21 protein-coding genes are annotated in these 14,951 nt (G+C 34.6%); 5 read left to right on the top strand and 16 right to left on the bottom strand.

All coding sequences use genetic code 11. The annotated features are described in order from the left end of the window. The 3 genes from U9O96_00410 to U9O96_00400 form a co-directional block, all read right to left on the bottom strand. On the bottom strand, positions 1 to 619 hold a 619-nt coding region (locus tag U9O96_00410; GenBank protein MEA2053573.1), incomplete at its 3' end, for a nucleotidyl transferase AbiEii/AbiGii toxin family protein. Position 620: 1 nt separating this feature from the next. Continuing rightward, positions 621 to 1,430, bottom strand: a complete 810-nt coding sequence (locus tag U9O96_00405; GenBank protein MEA2053572.1) for a type IV toxin-antitoxin system AbiEi family antitoxin — start codon at positions 1,428 to 1,430, stop codon at positions 621 to 623. Positions 1,431 to 1,493: 63 nt separating this feature from the next. Then, positions 1,494 to 1,619 (bottom strand): hypothetical protein, encoded by a 126-nt coding sequence (locus U9O96_00400; protein MEA2053571.1) that lies wholly within the window; start codon positions 1,617 to 1,619, stop codon positions 1,494 to 1,496. Positions 1,620 to 1,922: 303 nt separating this feature from the next. On the opposite strand from U9O96_00400, the gene U9O96_00395 reads away from it, so the two are divergent. From U9O96_00395 to U9O96_00380, 4 genes are all read left to right on the top strand, one after another. Further along, complete coding sequence (locus U9O96_00395; GenBank protein MEA2053570.1) at positions 1,923 to 2,726, top strand: nucleotidyl transferase AbiEii/AbiGii toxin family protein; 804 nt, start codon at positions 1,923 to 1,925, stop codon at positions 2,724 to 2,726. A 1-nt stretch (position 2,727) separates the two neighbouring features. Next, positions 2,728 to 3,336, top strand: a complete 609-nt coding sequence (locus U9O96_00390) for a hypothetical protein (protein ID MEA2053569.1) — start codon at positions 2,728 to 2,730, stop codon at positions 3,334 to 3,336. A gap of 257 nt (positions 3,337 to 3,593) precedes the next feature. Further along, a complete protein-coding gene (locus U9O96_00385) occupies positions 3,594 to 3,848 on the top strand; it encodes an AbrB/MazE/SpoVT family DNA-binding domain-containing protein (GenBank protein ID MEA2053568.1) in 255 nt (84 codons plus the stop codon). Then, positions 3,815 to 4,228, top strand: coding sequence for a type II toxin-antitoxin system VapC family toxin (locus tag U9O96_00380; protein ID MEA2053567.1), 414 nt, complete (start codon positions 3,815 to 3,817; stop codon positions 4,226 to 4,228). Before U9O96_00385 ends, U9O96_00380 begins: the two co-directional genes overlap by 34 nt. Positions 4,229 to 4,378: 150 nt before the next feature. On the opposite strand, the gene U9O96_00375 is transcribed toward U9O96_00380, so the two are convergent. From U9O96_00375 to U9O96_00325, 11 genes are all read right to left on the bottom strand, one after another. Then, a complete protein-coding gene (locus tag U9O96_00375; GenBank protein MEA2053566.1) occupies positions 4,379 to 4,639 on the bottom strand; it encodes a type II toxin-antitoxin system RelE/ParE family toxin in 261 nt (86 codons plus the stop codon). Further along, positions 4,629 to 4,829, bottom strand: a complete 201-nt coding sequence (locus U9O96_00370) for a hypothetical protein (GenBank protein MEA2053565.1) — start codon at positions 4,827 to 4,829, stop codon at positions 4,629 to 4,631. The genes U9O96_00375 and U9O96_00370 overlap by 11 nt, the downstream gene beginning before the upstream one ends. Before the next feature lie 145 nt (positions 4,830 to 4,974). After that, a complete protein-coding gene (locus U9O96_00365) occupies positions 4,975 to 5,253 on the bottom strand; it encodes a DUF6516 family protein (protein ID MEA2053564.1) in 279 nt (92 codons plus the stop codon). After that, positions 5,219 to 5,476, bottom strand: coding sequence for a hypothetical protein (locus tag U9O96_00360; GenBank protein ID MEA2053563.1), 258 nt, complete (start codon positions 5,474 to 5,476; stop codon positions 5,219 to 5,221). Before U9O96_00360 ends, U9O96_00365 begins: the two co-directional genes overlap by 35 nt. A gap of 196 nt (positions 5,477 to 5,672) precedes the next feature. Beyond that, positions 5,673 to 5,936, bottom strand: coding sequence for a type II toxin-antitoxin system RelE/ParE family toxin (locus U9O96_00355; GenBank protein MEA2053562.1), 264 nt, complete (start codon positions 5,934 to 5,936; stop codon positions 5,673 to 5,675). Further along, positions 5,936 to 6,127, bottom strand: coding sequence for a hypothetical protein (locus tag U9O96_00350; GenBank protein ID MEA2053561.1), 192 nt, complete (start codon positions 6,125 to 6,127; stop codon positions 5,936 to 5,938). The genes U9O96_00355 and U9O96_00350 overlap by 1 nt, the downstream gene beginning before the upstream one ends. Before the next feature lie 301 nt (positions 6,128 to 6,428). Beyond that, entirely contained in the window at positions 6,429 to 7,631 is a 1,203-nt protein-coding gene (gene glmU, locus U9O96_00345; protein ID MEA2053560.1) for a bifunctional sugar-1-phosphate nucleotidylyltransferase/acetyltransferase, read from the bottom strand. After that, the gene (glmM, locus tag U9O96_00340) at positions 7,628 to 8,932 is read right to left on the bottom strand and encodes a phosphoglucosamine mutase (protein ID MEA2053559.1); all 1,305 of its coding nucleotides are present in this window, start codon (positions 8,930 to 8,932) and stop codon (positions 7,628 to 7,630) included. The genes glmU (U9O96_00345) and glmM overlap by 4 nt, the downstream gene beginning before the upstream one ends. 4 nt (positions 8,933 to 8,936) lie before the next feature. Beyond that, positions 8,937 to 10,742, bottom strand: coding sequence for a glutamine--fructose-6-phosphate transaminase (isomerizing) (gene glmS, locus U9O96_00335; protein MEA2053558.1), 1,806 nt, complete (start codon positions 10,740 to 10,742; stop codon positions 8,937 to 8,939). Continuing rightward, positions 10,742 to 11,935 (bottom strand): bifunctional sugar-1-phosphate nucleotidylyltransferase/acetyltransferase, encoded by a 1,194-nt coding sequence (gene glmU, locus U9O96_00330; protein MEA2053557.1) that lies wholly within the window; start codon positions 11,933 to 11,935, stop codon positions 10,742 to 10,744. The genes glmS and glmU (U9O96_00330) overlap by 1 nt, the downstream gene beginning before the upstream one ends. Positions 11,936 to 12,082: 147 nt before the next feature. Beyond that, complete coding sequence (locus U9O96_00325; protein MEA2053556.1) at positions 12,083 to 12,352, bottom strand: hypothetical protein; 270 nt, start codon at positions 12,350 to 12,352, stop codon at positions 12,083 to 12,085. Positions 12,353 to 12,457: 105 nt separating this feature from the next. On the opposite strand from U9O96_00325, the gene U9O96_00320 reads away from it, so the two are divergent. Further along, the gene (locus U9O96_00320; GenBank protein MEA2053555.1) at positions 12,458 to 13,597 is read left to right on the top strand and encodes an ATP-binding protein; all 1,140 of its coding nucleotides are present in this window, start codon (positions 12,458 to 12,460) and stop codon (positions 13,595 to 13,597) included. A 365-nt stretch (positions 13,598 to 13,962) separates the two neighbouring features. On the opposite strand, the gene U9O96_00315 is transcribed toward U9O96_00320, so the two are convergent. Then, positions 13,963 to 14,562 (bottom strand): nucleotidyltransferase domain-containing protein, encoded by a 600-nt coding sequence (locus U9O96_00315; protein ID MEA2053554.1) that lies wholly within the window; start codon positions 14,560 to 14,562, stop codon positions 13,963 to 13,965. Then, the coding region (locus U9O96_00310) for a hypothetical protein (protein MEA2053553.1) at positions 14,559 to 14,951 on the bottom strand (393 nt) is incomplete at its 5' end. The genes U9O96_00315 and U9O96_00310, both read right to left, overlap by 4 nt.

The following is a 14,951-nucleotide window of genomic DNA, read 5'->3' as shown; positions in this document are numbered from 1 at the left end:
GGCATTTTTCTATCAATAATTTTCTGATCTCTTTCAAATCAAATTTTTTTACTTTTAATAGCATCCATACATCATAGTAATCTCTACTCTTACCTCTCTGTAATATGCTCCTTGTTTTCTCAACTAAAATTTCTTCAAGAGAGTAAACTCCGATATTGTATCTTCCAATATCTGGATATCGCGAGTCCACTACCTTCAAGACAGGTTCTGTAATAACCTTCTCATCAAGAGTTATATCCAGTCTTATTCTATTCTTAGCATTTAATGGACCCAGGAACTGTACATTTGCAATTATGCTACCAGACGTTGCATGAAACGATTTAAATTTAAGTTTTATTAAGGATTTCTCCTCGATATCATCAAAAACCTCTTCTAATTGATTCTCTATATTCTTGCTGTCCAAACATAAAGCAGTAAAATCTAAATCATGAGAAAATCTCCAGGTCTCTGGAAAATAGACTTTTTTGATTGCAGTTCCACCTTTGAATATCAAACCATCTTTGATATTTGATTCATATATTCCTTTTAGTAGCCATTCAATAACGTAGTCTTTTTCTGTTAGCCCAACATTCAAATTTTTTCTTCTTGCTATCCGCCTTATCTCTTCCTCTGTTAACATTTTACCACTTTAATTCTTCTTCACTTACATTTACCAATACCTTCCATTTTGAATCGTATTTTCCTGTTTTTACTTTTGTAGGGTCTAAAATCGAATAACTATCTGAAATTTTGTTCTTCAAATTCTTTGAGTTTACCCCCAGAAAATCAAGAATAAATCCCAATCTTTTTATTACTGCATTATTGCCTATTTTTATGGCATAGTTCGTTAATTTTCCAAAATCAATTTCCTCTTTTGCAAAAAAGATGGCTTTTGTGATTTCTTCTATACCACCACAGTATTTTGGCTTATCGAGACAATCAACTATTGTTTTTTCTTTATCTGAAATCCTAACACTAACATTTGAGATCGAAATGTCATTAAAACCAAAGAATTTTTTTTCTGAAATATAAACAAATTTGAATTTTGTTCCGAGTATTTCTCTGTCATTCGTTCTTTTTCTTATAGCAACAAAGATTTTGTTCGGCACCTGTTCTGTAAATCCATAATAGTTTAAAGCAGTCCAATAAGCAATGTAACAAGGCTCGAATAAGGAAGCAATAATGAACTCGTGCTCTGTATATTCTCCTTTAATCCCTGCAATCAAAGGTACTATTAAATATTTTCCTTTTATTATCCTCACAATCCATTTTTTCTTTGCAAGCCTTTCAACGATAACCTTCGCATTTTCATAACTACAATCTAAAACTTCTACAACATCCCCCAGTACGAATATGCTTTTTCTATTTTCTGCCAAATAGGACAAAAGATAACTTTCCTTTTTCGATAATCCTTTTCTTTTTTCATCCAAAGTAACATATTTTGTTACCATAAATACAATTAATAAACTCACTATTTATATACTTTACTCTTTTCTATTTTACTTCCATAGCCTTTATTTAGCAAAAAATTGGCAAGGTAACCCCATCTGTCCTGTAATTCCAGTTATCAAATCTTTTTTTGCCATAGTATCACCTTGTGCAACCAGAATAAAATCGCGATATTTAGTCTTATCTTTCACTCTTGTGCTTTGTTGATGCTTGTTAAATATTATGACTTTCCTAAAATCCCATTATGTCAAAATCAAAATCTCATTTGGCTCTGGCGATGGTGGTGCTGGAAAGAAAATCATTGATATTTTCAACAAATAAAAATGCCTTTGATTATTTCCTCTTATCTCTTCCTTGATATATCTAAACATCTTTTTTATTGGAAGTATTTATGAGAAATTAAGCCTTCTAAGCAATAATTAATTTTATATACCGTTTGGATATTACATACTTGAAAAAATTAACAAAAATGTTAAATTTGCGATGTGGAAACCATGATGTGGGAAGAGATTGTCAATAGCGGAAAAAGGAGAGGAGAGAGCATACACCAAGTATTCCAGGAAGAAGTGCAGAAAGCAATCCTTACATCTTTGAGCCGCGAAGAGGCATTCAACAATCTGGTATTTCAAGGTGGAACCTTACTAAGATTATTCTATGGGAACCCCCGCTTTTCAGAAGATTTAGATTTCGTTCTTAGACAGAAAAAAATCTTTGATCTTACCAAAAATCTCTCTAAGATTCAAACATTCGTTAAAGATGTATTTCCTTTCCTAAAAGAAATCAGAATCCGCATTCAAAAAAAGGATCAGAATATGCAACGTTTTATCCTTAGAACCATTTCAGATATACCGGAACAAAACCTTCGTATCCACATCGAGCTGGCATACGTTTCATCTTATCGCAATCAACCAAAAATTCTAGATTATCCACCTTTTAATCCTGTAGTAAGAGTAGAGGATATCTCAGAGATCCTAGCAGACAAGATAACTGCCTTAGGTTGCAGACCTTATCTTAAAGGCAGAGACATCTGGGATATTTACTTCCTCGCTATTGAAAAGCAGGTCTCAATTCCTTGGGATCTTGTTATCCAAAAGGCAGAAGATTACGGAAGCACATTTGCGAGATTGAAAGAAAGACTTCTCTTGGCAAGTAAAAGGATCAGAGAAGAAGGTATTCTTATTCTTTCACATGAAATGAAAAGATTTCTCCCTAAGCCAGTTCTTGATCAATATAGCGAGGTATTTAATGAGATAGTGACCAAGGTTGCGAAGGAAGTAGAAAGCGTGGAGAATGTTTAGGGTGAGAAAAGTGAAGGTTGATGAATGGCTGAACTTTTTCAAACAGCATAGAGAAAAGAAGTTATTTTCACTATCTGATCTCATCCAATTGACAGGAGAAGATAAATCTTCACTCTCGGTGCAGCTAGCACGTCTTGTCAAAGCAGATGTTATCGCTCGTGCGGCTCATGCATGGTATGAAAATCCGTTCATGCTTCCTTCTTCTGAAGAGATAGCTATGATTATCCGCTATCCCTCATACCTTTCTATGGAATACGCTCTTTCAAAACAGGGAATACTCAGTCAAAGAGTATATACGCTTACGCTTGTGACCACCAAACTACCATATATCTACAGAAAAGATAGAGCAACATATGAATATCACCAGATCAGCCATTACCTATTTTGGGGGTACTGGAGAGAAGGAACAGTATTGGTAGCTGAACCTGAAAAAGCATTGCTCGATCTCATTTACATACGATGCGTGAAAAATGGGGATTTGGATGTAGAGGAAGTGAATTCCTTAGTTAACGATATGGCTGTAGACGAATTTGATATGGAAAGACTATGCAACTATTCCAAAAAGTTCGGTTCTGGAACTAGGAAGATTCTTGCCCAGTTAAACATCTAAAAATCATAGGAAGAACGTTTGCAGCTGGAGATGTCCAATTTTCCTCTTATCTCCTCCTTAACATATCTAAACATCTTTTTTACATTCAATGTATTCATCAAAAATCGAAATCATCTTTTGTGAATTCTTGTAGCAATATTGTATATGAGCCAGGGATATCAAATTGAGTTATTGTTCTACCAGTTATAATTTGGCATAATTTTCATGGATAATATATAATGGTAAATATTATATACCAAAACTGCTATGTATTTATGATGGAAACGGAAGAAACTAAAATATCGGTAGGTGGAAGAATTGTCATCCCCAAAAAGATGAGAAGGAGACTAAAAATAGAGGAAGGAGAGAAAGTAATAATAGAGATCGAAGGCAGGAAATTAATAATAAAACCAAAAAACGTGGTAGAAAAACCCATAGAAAAATTGTATGGAAGCGTAAAAGTAACGCCGGAGGAAAATCCAAAAAAAGAGGGACGGGAATGGATGAAGGAAAGAATAGAAAAAGATTTGTAGATACGAATATCTTCCTTTATGTCATCCAAGGACACCCCGAGTTTGGAGAACGGTCAAAGAGGATATTGAAGAGAATTGATGAGAAAGAAGAAGCAGTAACCTCTCAAATAAACCTTGGTGAAATATGCTGGTGGTTGGAAAAACATAAGAGAAGGAAAGAGATAGAAGAGAAAATAAAATTAATATCCTCAATTTTATACTTGGAGATAGTTCCCCCGAATATAGATGATTTTTTATTAGCATCCAAATACATCAAAAAATATCAAATAGATTTCAATGATTGCATATCCTTAGCTGTTATGAAGAGAATGAATATAGATACCATTTATTCAAACGATAAAGATTTTGACAAGACATGGGTCAAAAGAGAGTTCAGATGAGATTAAAAGAAGAAAATCAAGATTTAAATAGTTTTATGCCCGTAGCTCATTTTAACTGATTTCGATCGTTTCCCCCTCACCTCCTCTTTGATATATCCAAACATCTTTTTTATGTTCAAGGTATCAACAGATAAATCGAAAATTCCTTTTTTAAATCCTCTCATAAACTCTTTTTCTATGACCAAGGCAGTAAAGTATTACTTCCTTTTTATTATCATTTATTACATACACAACCCTATAATCGCCAACTCTGAGGCTGTGTTTCCCTTTCAAACTTCCGTGCAATCTTTTGAACGAGTATGGATTTTCTCTCAACTTATCAATTTTCTTAATAACATTTTCTCTAAGACTTTTCTCCGACTTTCTAAAGTCCTTCTCAAATTGTTTGGTAGTTTTGATTTTATACTTCATCCAGTTCACTTAAAAACTCATCAAAATCTCTGATTCTTCCTTCTTTTACATCCTCCTCTGCAACAGAAATCTTTTTCATCATTTCTTCATCAGCCATGACATCAAGAGTCTCAAGTATTTCTTCTAGAAGATCTCTCGTTTGTACCAGTGCATGAATCGCATCTTTCTCGAATAAAATCATTTTTCCCATAATGAATCTCATACTATAATGCATATTTAACCCTTACTGTACAGGGATGTTCCTAAAATTCCGTAACGTCATATTTGATTTGGCAGGAATTGACTTATCCTACCTTCTATTGAAATGCTTACAGTTTAGCAGTAAATTCATCACATTACGATTTTGAAGGAATATCATGGTGTGGAAAGCTTTTTAGATGTTTGTGGTGCAGTGAATTATCCCACCTTATTCTCATTATCCCGTTATTATCCTGCCAGTGATATGAATACAGGTATTCCTCTTCGGAAATAAACTCTCTTATATGCAACTCACTTTTATCGACAAATATTGCCTTTATTTTTATGAAATAAAAGTTTTTGCCTTGCTTGAAATCCAGGATTTCATAGTGCTTAACAATTTCACTCTTCTCCAGTGATTCTAAAGTCTTCAACATTTTCCAGTTCCTTTAAGATTTCCCAGTATGCTTTCCATTCAATGTAATCATCCCATTTCCCAAAATCTTCTTTTCCTTCTTTTACTTTTTCTTCAAAAGTTTTGAAATCACATCCATGTTCTCTCTCAAAAGATCTTAGTCTTCCCTTGATTGGAGATATTTCTGATAATAACTTAAGTTTTTCGAACATTTTTATATCTTTTTTGGATATTGTTATTGGCATTACTTTCTAAAACCCGTTAGAATATTTAACCACTTCTGGTTAAAACAGTTAAAATGGCGTTTTCCAGAGCACATAAGGAAGCAGTTGCTTGATATAAAATGGTGGGACTGGGGCAAGGAAAAGATAAAAACAAACAATTCTTTACAACTGATTTGAGCAAAGTGCAGGATGTACATGAATTGGTAGAGGAATGAATTTATAACCAATCGTACCCCTTGCTTCTATGAATAATCTGAGTGACTTTAATGCATTCAGCATCTTCATAATATATTACCCTGTAGTCACCCACTCTTAGCCTGTACAAATCTTTCCTTCCCTTCAAACCCTTCAATTTTTTAACATCTCTTTTTTCATTTCCGGCGGCGATATCCTTTAAAGCGGTTTTTATCCTGCTTTTCGGTTCTCCTTCAAGATTGCTATACTGCTTTCTCGCAGGAGTTGACAAAAGAATTTCCCTCATTATAACTCATCTATAGGAGTCCATTCTTTTTCATTATCTAAAACCACATACTGCTCTCCCATAAATTCAATATATTCTGCTTTTTCAATCAATCTTTTAATGATTTCGTTATATGTATCCCCCTTCCTTCCCATTTTTTTGAGCACCTCTTTTATTTCTCTCTCCACCTGTATAGTTGTTGTATTTTCCATAATATTTCTATAGCAGCTATAATATTTATATTTTTCCAAAACATATACAAAAACGATTATTGGATAAGGGATAGTGGAAATGGAACGAAGAAAAGACAAAGGCAAATAGAAAATTCTTTACAACTGATTTGGGTAGAGGTCATCCCTTCCCCACAATAAATTGCGTGGCTTTCCCCTCAAGGGGAAGAAAACGCCTATCGGCGTTTTATAATTTTCCGGACGATTCATTCCCTACCTAAAGATTGGGGATTTCTCGCTAGAATGTGATTAAGGATATGCACGAATTGATTGTGGAATATATTTACATTATCCTTGCATCTGGTCTTATTTCTCCATTTGCCATTGCCCCTGGGCCGATAAAAACGTTGTTACCAATTATTGTTCCAGCATTTACCATAGAGTTTATGCCTGTCTGGACATCATCTCCCATAATCGAGCCTAATTTTCTTCTTTTTATGTCTATTTTCTTTCCATTTAGATAAACTTCAATATTTTTCTTATCCATCCTTAAATTTGCTATTTTCGTTCCTGCTCCTAAATTGCAATTCGAGCCAATAACAGAGTCACCAACATAATTTTGATGGGGGACATTGCTTCCATCCATTACAATTGAATTTTTTACTTCACATGCGTTACCAATACGGCAATTTTTTCCTATTGTAGTATTGGAACGGATATAACAATTCGGTCCGATTTTACAATTATTGCCAATAACAACCGGCCCTTCTATATAACTTCCATCCATTATTATACTTCCTTTTCCAACGCTAACCTTCCCCTTTACAGCAACATTTTTTTCCACGATGCCTTCCACATTGCCATCCATTTTTTTAAGTAATTCTTCATTTCCCTCCAATAAATGCCATGGATACACTGCATCCATCCATTCATCCAAAAAAATGCCTTCCATTTCATCTTTTTCCAGAAGCAAATTTATTGAGTCGGTGATTTCATATTCTCCTCTTAATGATTTCCCTGTTTTTCTGACGAAATCAAAAATTTCTTTATTGAAATGGTAAATGCCAGCGTTTATTACATTCGAGAAGGGCCTTTCCATTTTTTCATAAATTTTTATAATTTTTTTCCCGTCCAATTCAACAATTCCGTATTCCTGGGCGTCTTCAACCTTTACCAAACCCATACTTATTTTTTTTGCAATATTCTTTATATCTTTTTTTCCAAAGATGGTATCCCCACATAAAACAACGAAATCATCAACAAATTTTTCAACCATTCCTATGGCATGTGATGTTCCTAAAGCTTTACCTTGATTCACATATTCTATATTAACGTTCCATTCTTTTCCATTTCCAAAATAGTTTCTCACCATTTCGCTTTTATACCCAACAACAAAAATAAATTCCTTTAAACCAGCTTCTATGGCATTTAATAAATTCCATTCTAGAATCGGTTTATTGGCAATCGGTAACATAACTTTTGGACGGGTATATGTTAAGGGATGCATCCTTTTTCCTTCTCCTGCTGCCAGAATTATGCATTTCATTTTGTACACCTCTTTACAATGTCCATAACTTTATTATACAAATTGTTTACCTCTACTTTTTCTTTTGCTTCAACAGTTATTCTAATTTTTGGTTCTGTTCCTGAAGGGCGAATCAAAGCCCATGAATCCTGCATATCTATACGAATTCCATCGATCTTATTTACTTTTTCATAATCAAATTTATTCAGTTCTTCCTCAATTTTTTTCATTCTATCCCTTATTTTTTTCTTTGTTAAAATAACATTATTTCTAACAATATGATATTGGGGAATTTGTTTCAATTCCTCTTCGACATTTATGTCTTCTAACATCTTTATAATTTTTGCAGCAGCATATATCCCATCAGGACAGTAAGAAAAAGAGGGAAAGATATACGTTCCAGATGGTTCACCTCCGAAATGGCCTTTTATCTCTTTCAATTTTTCTGAAATGAAAATATCTCCTACTTTTGTTCTTACAATTTCCGCATCTGGAAGATATGAATCCAGAGAAAATGATGTGTTGATTGGAACAACTATTTTTCCCTTCTCATTTGTATATTTTGCAAGTATTGCTAAAAGCCCGTCATTTGATATGAATTTTCCTTCCCTGTTTATGACAACGATTCTGTCGCCATCACAATCATGGGCAAGTCCGATGTCGGCATTTGATGCAATAACCTGTTTTTTCAAACCAAAAAGATTTTCTTCAATCGGCTCAGGGTCATGGGCTGGAAAAAACCCATCGAGCTGGGCATTGAGTGTAGTAACTTCACATCCCATTTTTCGTAATAGATAGGGAGTTATCGTTCCTGTAGAGCCATTGGAACATTCAACAACCACCTTTATTTTATTTTTTATGGGAGAGATGGCTTCTAGAATCGATTTGATATGATCTATGACGGCATTGTCATACTTTTTTATTCTCTTCACCTCATTCCATTTAACGTTATTTCCATCCAAATTTTTTTCTATCTCCTCCGACTGTTTTATAGAAAAGCCCGAGCCGTCTGTATTGAAAAGCTTTATCCCGTTATACTGCTCTGGGTTATGAGAAGCCGTAATCATTATGCCCGCATCATAATTTTTTGCTGAATGTGCAAGGGTGGGAGTGGAAACGAGGCCGATATCTGCTATCTCTGCCCCTGCCGAAAGCGAACCTGCTATGACAGCATTTTTTATCATTTTGCTTGAACTTCTTGGATCAATGCCTATCACCAATTTTTTATAAAGAGAAGCGCATGCCTTCCCCACTTTTAATGCAAGCTCAGCAGTAACTTCTTCGTTTACAATTCCCCTTATTCCAGATGAGCCAAACAGCATTTTATCACTCCACAGTTACAGATTTTGCAAGATTGCGAGGTTTATCAATAGAACATTCCCTGAAATTTGCGACATAGTATGCAAGAAGTTGAAGTGTGACAGCGATAGGTATGCAGGAAATAAGATCTGGCAATGAAGGGAAACGAATCACAAAGTCAGCATACGTCTCAATTTCTTCATCGTTTTCATCTGCAATTGCGATAACTGGCGAGTTTCTTGCCTTTATTTCCCCGATATTTGATAAAATTTTTTCATATGCGATATCTTTTGTCACAATTGCAATAGTAGGGGTTTTCTCTGTAAGTAAAGCAAATGGACCATGCTTTAACTCGCCGGCAGCAAATCCCTCAGCATGTATATATGAAATCTCTTTTAATTTTAAAGCCCCTTCAAGGGCAAGAGGATAGTTTATTCCTCTCCCAATGAAAAAGACATCTTCATATTCCTTCAATCTCTCTGCTATTTTTTTTATCTTGTCTTTCCCGTCCAAAACTTTTTTGACGCATGAAGGAAGATTCCTGAGATGGGAAGCATATTCACTTAAATCATTCTCATTTAAAGAACCATTTTTTATTCCAATTTTAAGGGCAAGAAGAAAAAGTGCAACAATCTGGGAAGTAAATGTTTTTGTGGCTGCCACTCCCATTTCTGGGCCGCACCGAGTTAAAATAGATATGTCAGCAATTCTCGTAATGCTGCTCCCAGCAACATTTGTTATGGCCACAGTCTTACATCCATATTTTTTTGCTTCTTTTACGGCTCCAAGTGTGTCCGCTGTTTCTCCTGATTGGGTTATAGCAACAACCATACCGCCCTTTTTTCCAAAATACCTGTATTCAGATGATAATTCAACGGTAACTGAAATTGAGGCCAATTTTTCTATAATATATTTCCCGATCATCCCAGCATAAAATGAAGTTCCACATGCAACGATAGTTATAGAATTTATATCACATATATCCACAATATCCATACCCTCTAGATTTACCCAGGGATCTATTTCTGAAATTCTCTCCATTAGTACATTAGAAATGGAAGAAGGCTGCTCGTGTATTTCTTTTAGCATGAAGTGGGGATATCCAGATTTTTCTGCACTCCCAATACTCCAATTTACCATCTTTTCCTCTCTAAAAAATTTTTTTCCATTTTGATTTATAATTTTTACGGAATTATTTTTTAGAATGCAGATTTCATTATCATCGAGATAGATCGCTCTATTCGTATATTTTAAGAAAGCTGGAACATCAGATGCAACAAAATTTTCATTGTCTCCCACTCCAATAACGAGAGGGCTTTCTTTTCTTGCTGCAATAATCCTGTCTGGCTCGTCCTGTGAAATAACGACGAGGGCATAAGAACCTTTAAGTTTTTTAATTGCGGAAAGAACAGCATTTTCCAGATTATCACTATACTCTTCCTCAATTAAATGAATGATGACCTCTGAATCGGTCTCCGAATAAAATTTATGATTTTTTTCTTCCAATTCCCCTCTTAATATTTTAAAATCTTCTATAATGCCATTGTGAACCAAAGCAATTTTTTTGTTGCAACTTAAATGAGGGTGAGCATTTTCTTTGCTTACTTTACCGTGAGTTGCCCATCTCGTATGGCCAATGCCAACATTTCCATCCATTTCTGGCATTTCCTTTTCTATGTTTTTTATTTCTCCCACTTCTTTAAAAACCGATAGCTTTTTTCCTATAACTCCAATCCCTGCTGAATCATAGCCTCTGTATTCCAATCTTTTCAAACAATCGATCAGCACTTCAGATGCATTTCTGTAGCCTATATATCCTGTTATTCCGCACATCACATCACTTTACTTCCACCGGGGATGTCTCTATCTATCACTTTCAGGGAATTAATTTTACAGTTTTCCCCTATAATTTTTCCAGGCTCAACAACAACGTTTCCTCCTATCTCGCAATCATCTCCAATAAATGAGCCAATATCATATATTTCATGGAATTCGCCTTCCACTTCAACAACACTTTTTCCGACCATATTAGAAAAATGAGATAAAATTTTGGTTCCTTTTCCTATAACGGAATGAGAAACGGATGAATATGAGCCGACGGTAGCCCCATCCATTACCACGCTATAACGAATTTCACTGAAAGGATAAATGGCTACATTATTCCCAATGCTTGTGGATGGAAAAATACACACATTGGGGCCAATTTCACAACCCTTCCCGATAACAACAGGGCCGGTTATATAGCACCCCGAATGGATAGTTGTGCCTTCGCCAATAACAACTTTTCCTTTTACAACAACACTTTTTTCAATTTTTCCTGATGTAGCAGGCAAAATATTCTGCAATGCTTTTGCGTTTACATCCAGCAGATTCCATGGGTAAATAACATCCCTCCATTCCCCGCTTCCTTTAACTGCACATATTTTTTCCCCCTTTTCGATCATTGATTGGAGTGGATCGGTTATTTGATTTTTCCCATACTTCATACCTTCTTTTATAATATCGAATATTATGGGCTGGAATTTATAAACGCCCGTAGATACCAAATTTGTCCCCGTCTTTTCTGGTTTTTCAATGATACCTTTTATTATTTCTTCTTCCACTTTGACGACACCATATTTTGAAGGTGATGAGCTTTCTTCAATAAGTATTGCCGTTTTGCACCTGTTATTTATGAGGGCTGAAAGGCTTTTACCGTTTATGACGTTATCCCCTGGTAAGACGAGGAATTGATCGTTTATACATCTTTCCGCCTGCATCAATGCATGTCCTGTGCCTATCTGTTTTTCTTGAATGATGTATTCTATATTCACACCAAATTCTTTTCCACTTTCAAAATAATCCATAATACTTTCTTTTTTATAACCCACCACCATAACAATATCCCTAATATTGCTTTCAGATAAAGCATCAACAATATATTCCAAAATTGGTTTATTGGCAATGGGAAGCATGACCTTTGGCATATTTTTAGTGAAAGGCCTAAGTCTCTTACCTTCTCCTGCGGCAAGTATAACAGCTTTCATATTATGTAACGAATAGGAAATTCATATTTCTACTTTGGTATTTTTGCAGTGAAATTTGTAATACGGAAACACAATGGAATTTTATAGACGCGCTGCATAGTAAAATGATGGAACTGGGATGAGGAGGAGATAAAAGCAAGCAATTCTTCACCGCCGATTTAAGCAAGGTTGATAATATTGAGATTGCAGTGGCGATAGAAGCCATTTCCATAAAGGCAGGCATTTTATTTTTTTGTCATCGGTTTTTAGGTCATCTTCATAATCCCATGTGATTATCAACAAATCTTTGCATTTTAGCTCTTCACTTGCCTTGATCAATGATTTTATTTCTCTCTTTTCTATTTCATCTTTTCCAGATGTATAGGCTGCCCAGATTAGCTGGGCAATATTCATGCCTTCTTTTAAAACAAAATCCACTTCCTTCTACTGATCTATTGTATTTTCCTTAAATGAATTTAAGGTAAAATCAGTTTAAAGTAGATTAGGGAAAAATATTTTAGGGTAAAATGCATTTAAGGTTATATGCTAAAGGATATAATAAATGCAGCAAAAGATTTCGTTGATAGAGAAGAAGAATTGGAAGAATTAAAAAAAAGTAAGGAATCTTTAAAAAATCAAAAGCCAAGACATATAGCGATAACTGGAGCAAGAAGATTGGGAAAAACCTATCTTTCATATAAATATATTCAAAAATCTCTATCCAAAGATATCATTCCCATCTATATCGATGTTTTATACAAAAGAAATTGGAGCGGTTTATGCGATGAAATAATAAAATCGATGATAGAGAACTATACCTATTGTAGTGGTAAAAAATTAAGGGTAGAGAAATTTAGTAAATGGTTTACAGGAAAATTTCAAGAAATCACAGAAAGGCTAAGCAAAATAGAAGCAGAAATAGGAAATGCAACCGGCACATATCTAAAATTAAGGTTGTCTATAGAAAAATCAGAAGATGAGATAGAATTAGTAAAAGCTACTTTAAAATCTTTAGAAGAGTTTTCAGAGAAGAGAAATGTACATATTATTTTGATATTGGATGAATTTCAACATGTTGAAAAATTTAGTAACATGGCTGAAACCATAGCAGTTATGAGAAGCGTGATTCAATTTCAAAAAAGGATGCAATATATTTTTAGTGGAAGCTCTACTACTTTTATAAACAAAATATTCGCAAAATCAACGTCTGCATTTTGGAGACAAGTAGAGATATACAGCTTATCTCCTTTTGATGCAAAAGCAACCAAGAAATTGGCAAAACTTTGGAATATAGACTTAGGTGAAAAAGAAATAGATCTTCTAAAGAAATTAACAAAAGGAATCCCCGATTATATTGTAAAAACAATGGAGAGGATATCTGATATAAAAAATCCCGATTGCAATGACATAAAATATGCGTTTCAAGAAATCGCGGAAAGAGAGACTCCTTTATTCAGCGATTTATTTGAAAGACTAACTACCCTGCAACAAGGAGTATTATTAATCCTTGCAAAAGAGAAAAATCAATATAAGGAATTGGAAGATGAATTGGGAAGAAAAGTAGGAGGTATACTTCATCAAATGATAAACGCACAACTTATAGAAAGAGTGGAAAAGGGAAAATACGATATCTTTGATCCTTTATTCAAAGAATTTATCAAGAACCGTATTTCCTTAGGATGAAAGCCTCATTTTCCCTCTCATCTATCCCCGGCATATCTAACCTAACTTCCGTATTTTTAAGCACATAAATTTAGTTTTTCCAAAATCCCCTTCTGTTTCTTTGTAATTTCTGTAAGAATCATATATGCTTATATTGTAAACACATATCATTACATGTGGATTGCTATCGCCAGCATGAAAAAATGAAGAAGTTCTAAGGAGAAAAACAGGCATTTAGGAGAATCAGGCAGCAATTATCGATCATAACATGTGCTTAAAATGTGGGAAGTCAGGATCTAAACATCTTTTTTTAGGTTGAGCTTGTCCATGAAGATAAAGAAGCGGAAGTCCTCCTTTGTGAATTCCTTCTCAACGTAGGGAAATTTTCATGCCCAAACTATCCTTTCTTGATATTCAACACCGTGTTTGTCTAATTCACTCAGGAAATTTTTCGCATGTCTTTCTGGTATTAAAACCGTATTTTTTGATATGACATGTACATTATATTTGTCTTTTAGACCCGTATACTTATATTTCTTCGTTTCGCCATTTATGATTTTCTTGGATTGATAGCCGTGAATTAAGCGAGATATTTTAACCTTCTTGCTGGGTTTAAGTTTACTGAGATTGTAAGAAATCAACCTATAGGGGCTCAATAAAAACTTGTCAGGAGTAACCACCATGCTCCCCCATAATACTTTTCCTTCTCGCAGTACTGTCCACAAAAACTCTTCATCATAATCAGCCAAGTTGGTGACAACTGGTTTTATCTCACGATGAGGCTTCAAGCTGGTGACTATATTCATAATCTCTGGAATGCATAACTTAGGGTTCTCTTCCTCAATAACGAGCAAGACATCTATATCAGATCTTTTATCTGCCTCGCCTCTTGCCATCGAACCAAAAAGTACGATACACCGCAGATTTGTTATATCCTTTGTTTTTTCTACGAACCTTCCTATTAGTTTTTTATCCTTTATATTCATAACAATCTTTTTACTTCAGATTTCAATTTTTCTACTATTGAAACCGCCATTTTGGCTGTCTCACCATCATGTTTGCCACCGTACCAGCGTCCTTGTCGAAGTACATCTAATTCTCTGAAGTAGGTGGATAATTTATCCATGTCATTGTTATCCAAAAATTTGGGCAGACCCTTATGTGTATCTATGTGTTTATTGAGTTTAATTTCGCAAATGACCGCAATGTAATTTAATGCAATTCCATAAGTTATTTCCACAATAGATTCCCAGTCGCTTTCTACATCTAATTTTTTCAAGGACGCTTCTAATCTTTCTGCCTTTGTTATATGCTTCTTTAATTTCATCTTCTTCTGTAATTTATAATAGAAAATCGTATATATAACTATTTCGGT

Source organism: Candidatus Thermoplasmatota archaeon, assembly GCA_034660695.1.
GTDB lineage: Archaea > Thermoplasmatota > E2 > UBA202 > DSCA01 > JAYEJS01.
This window is presented reverse-complemented; position numbering and strand designations above follow the sequence as displayed.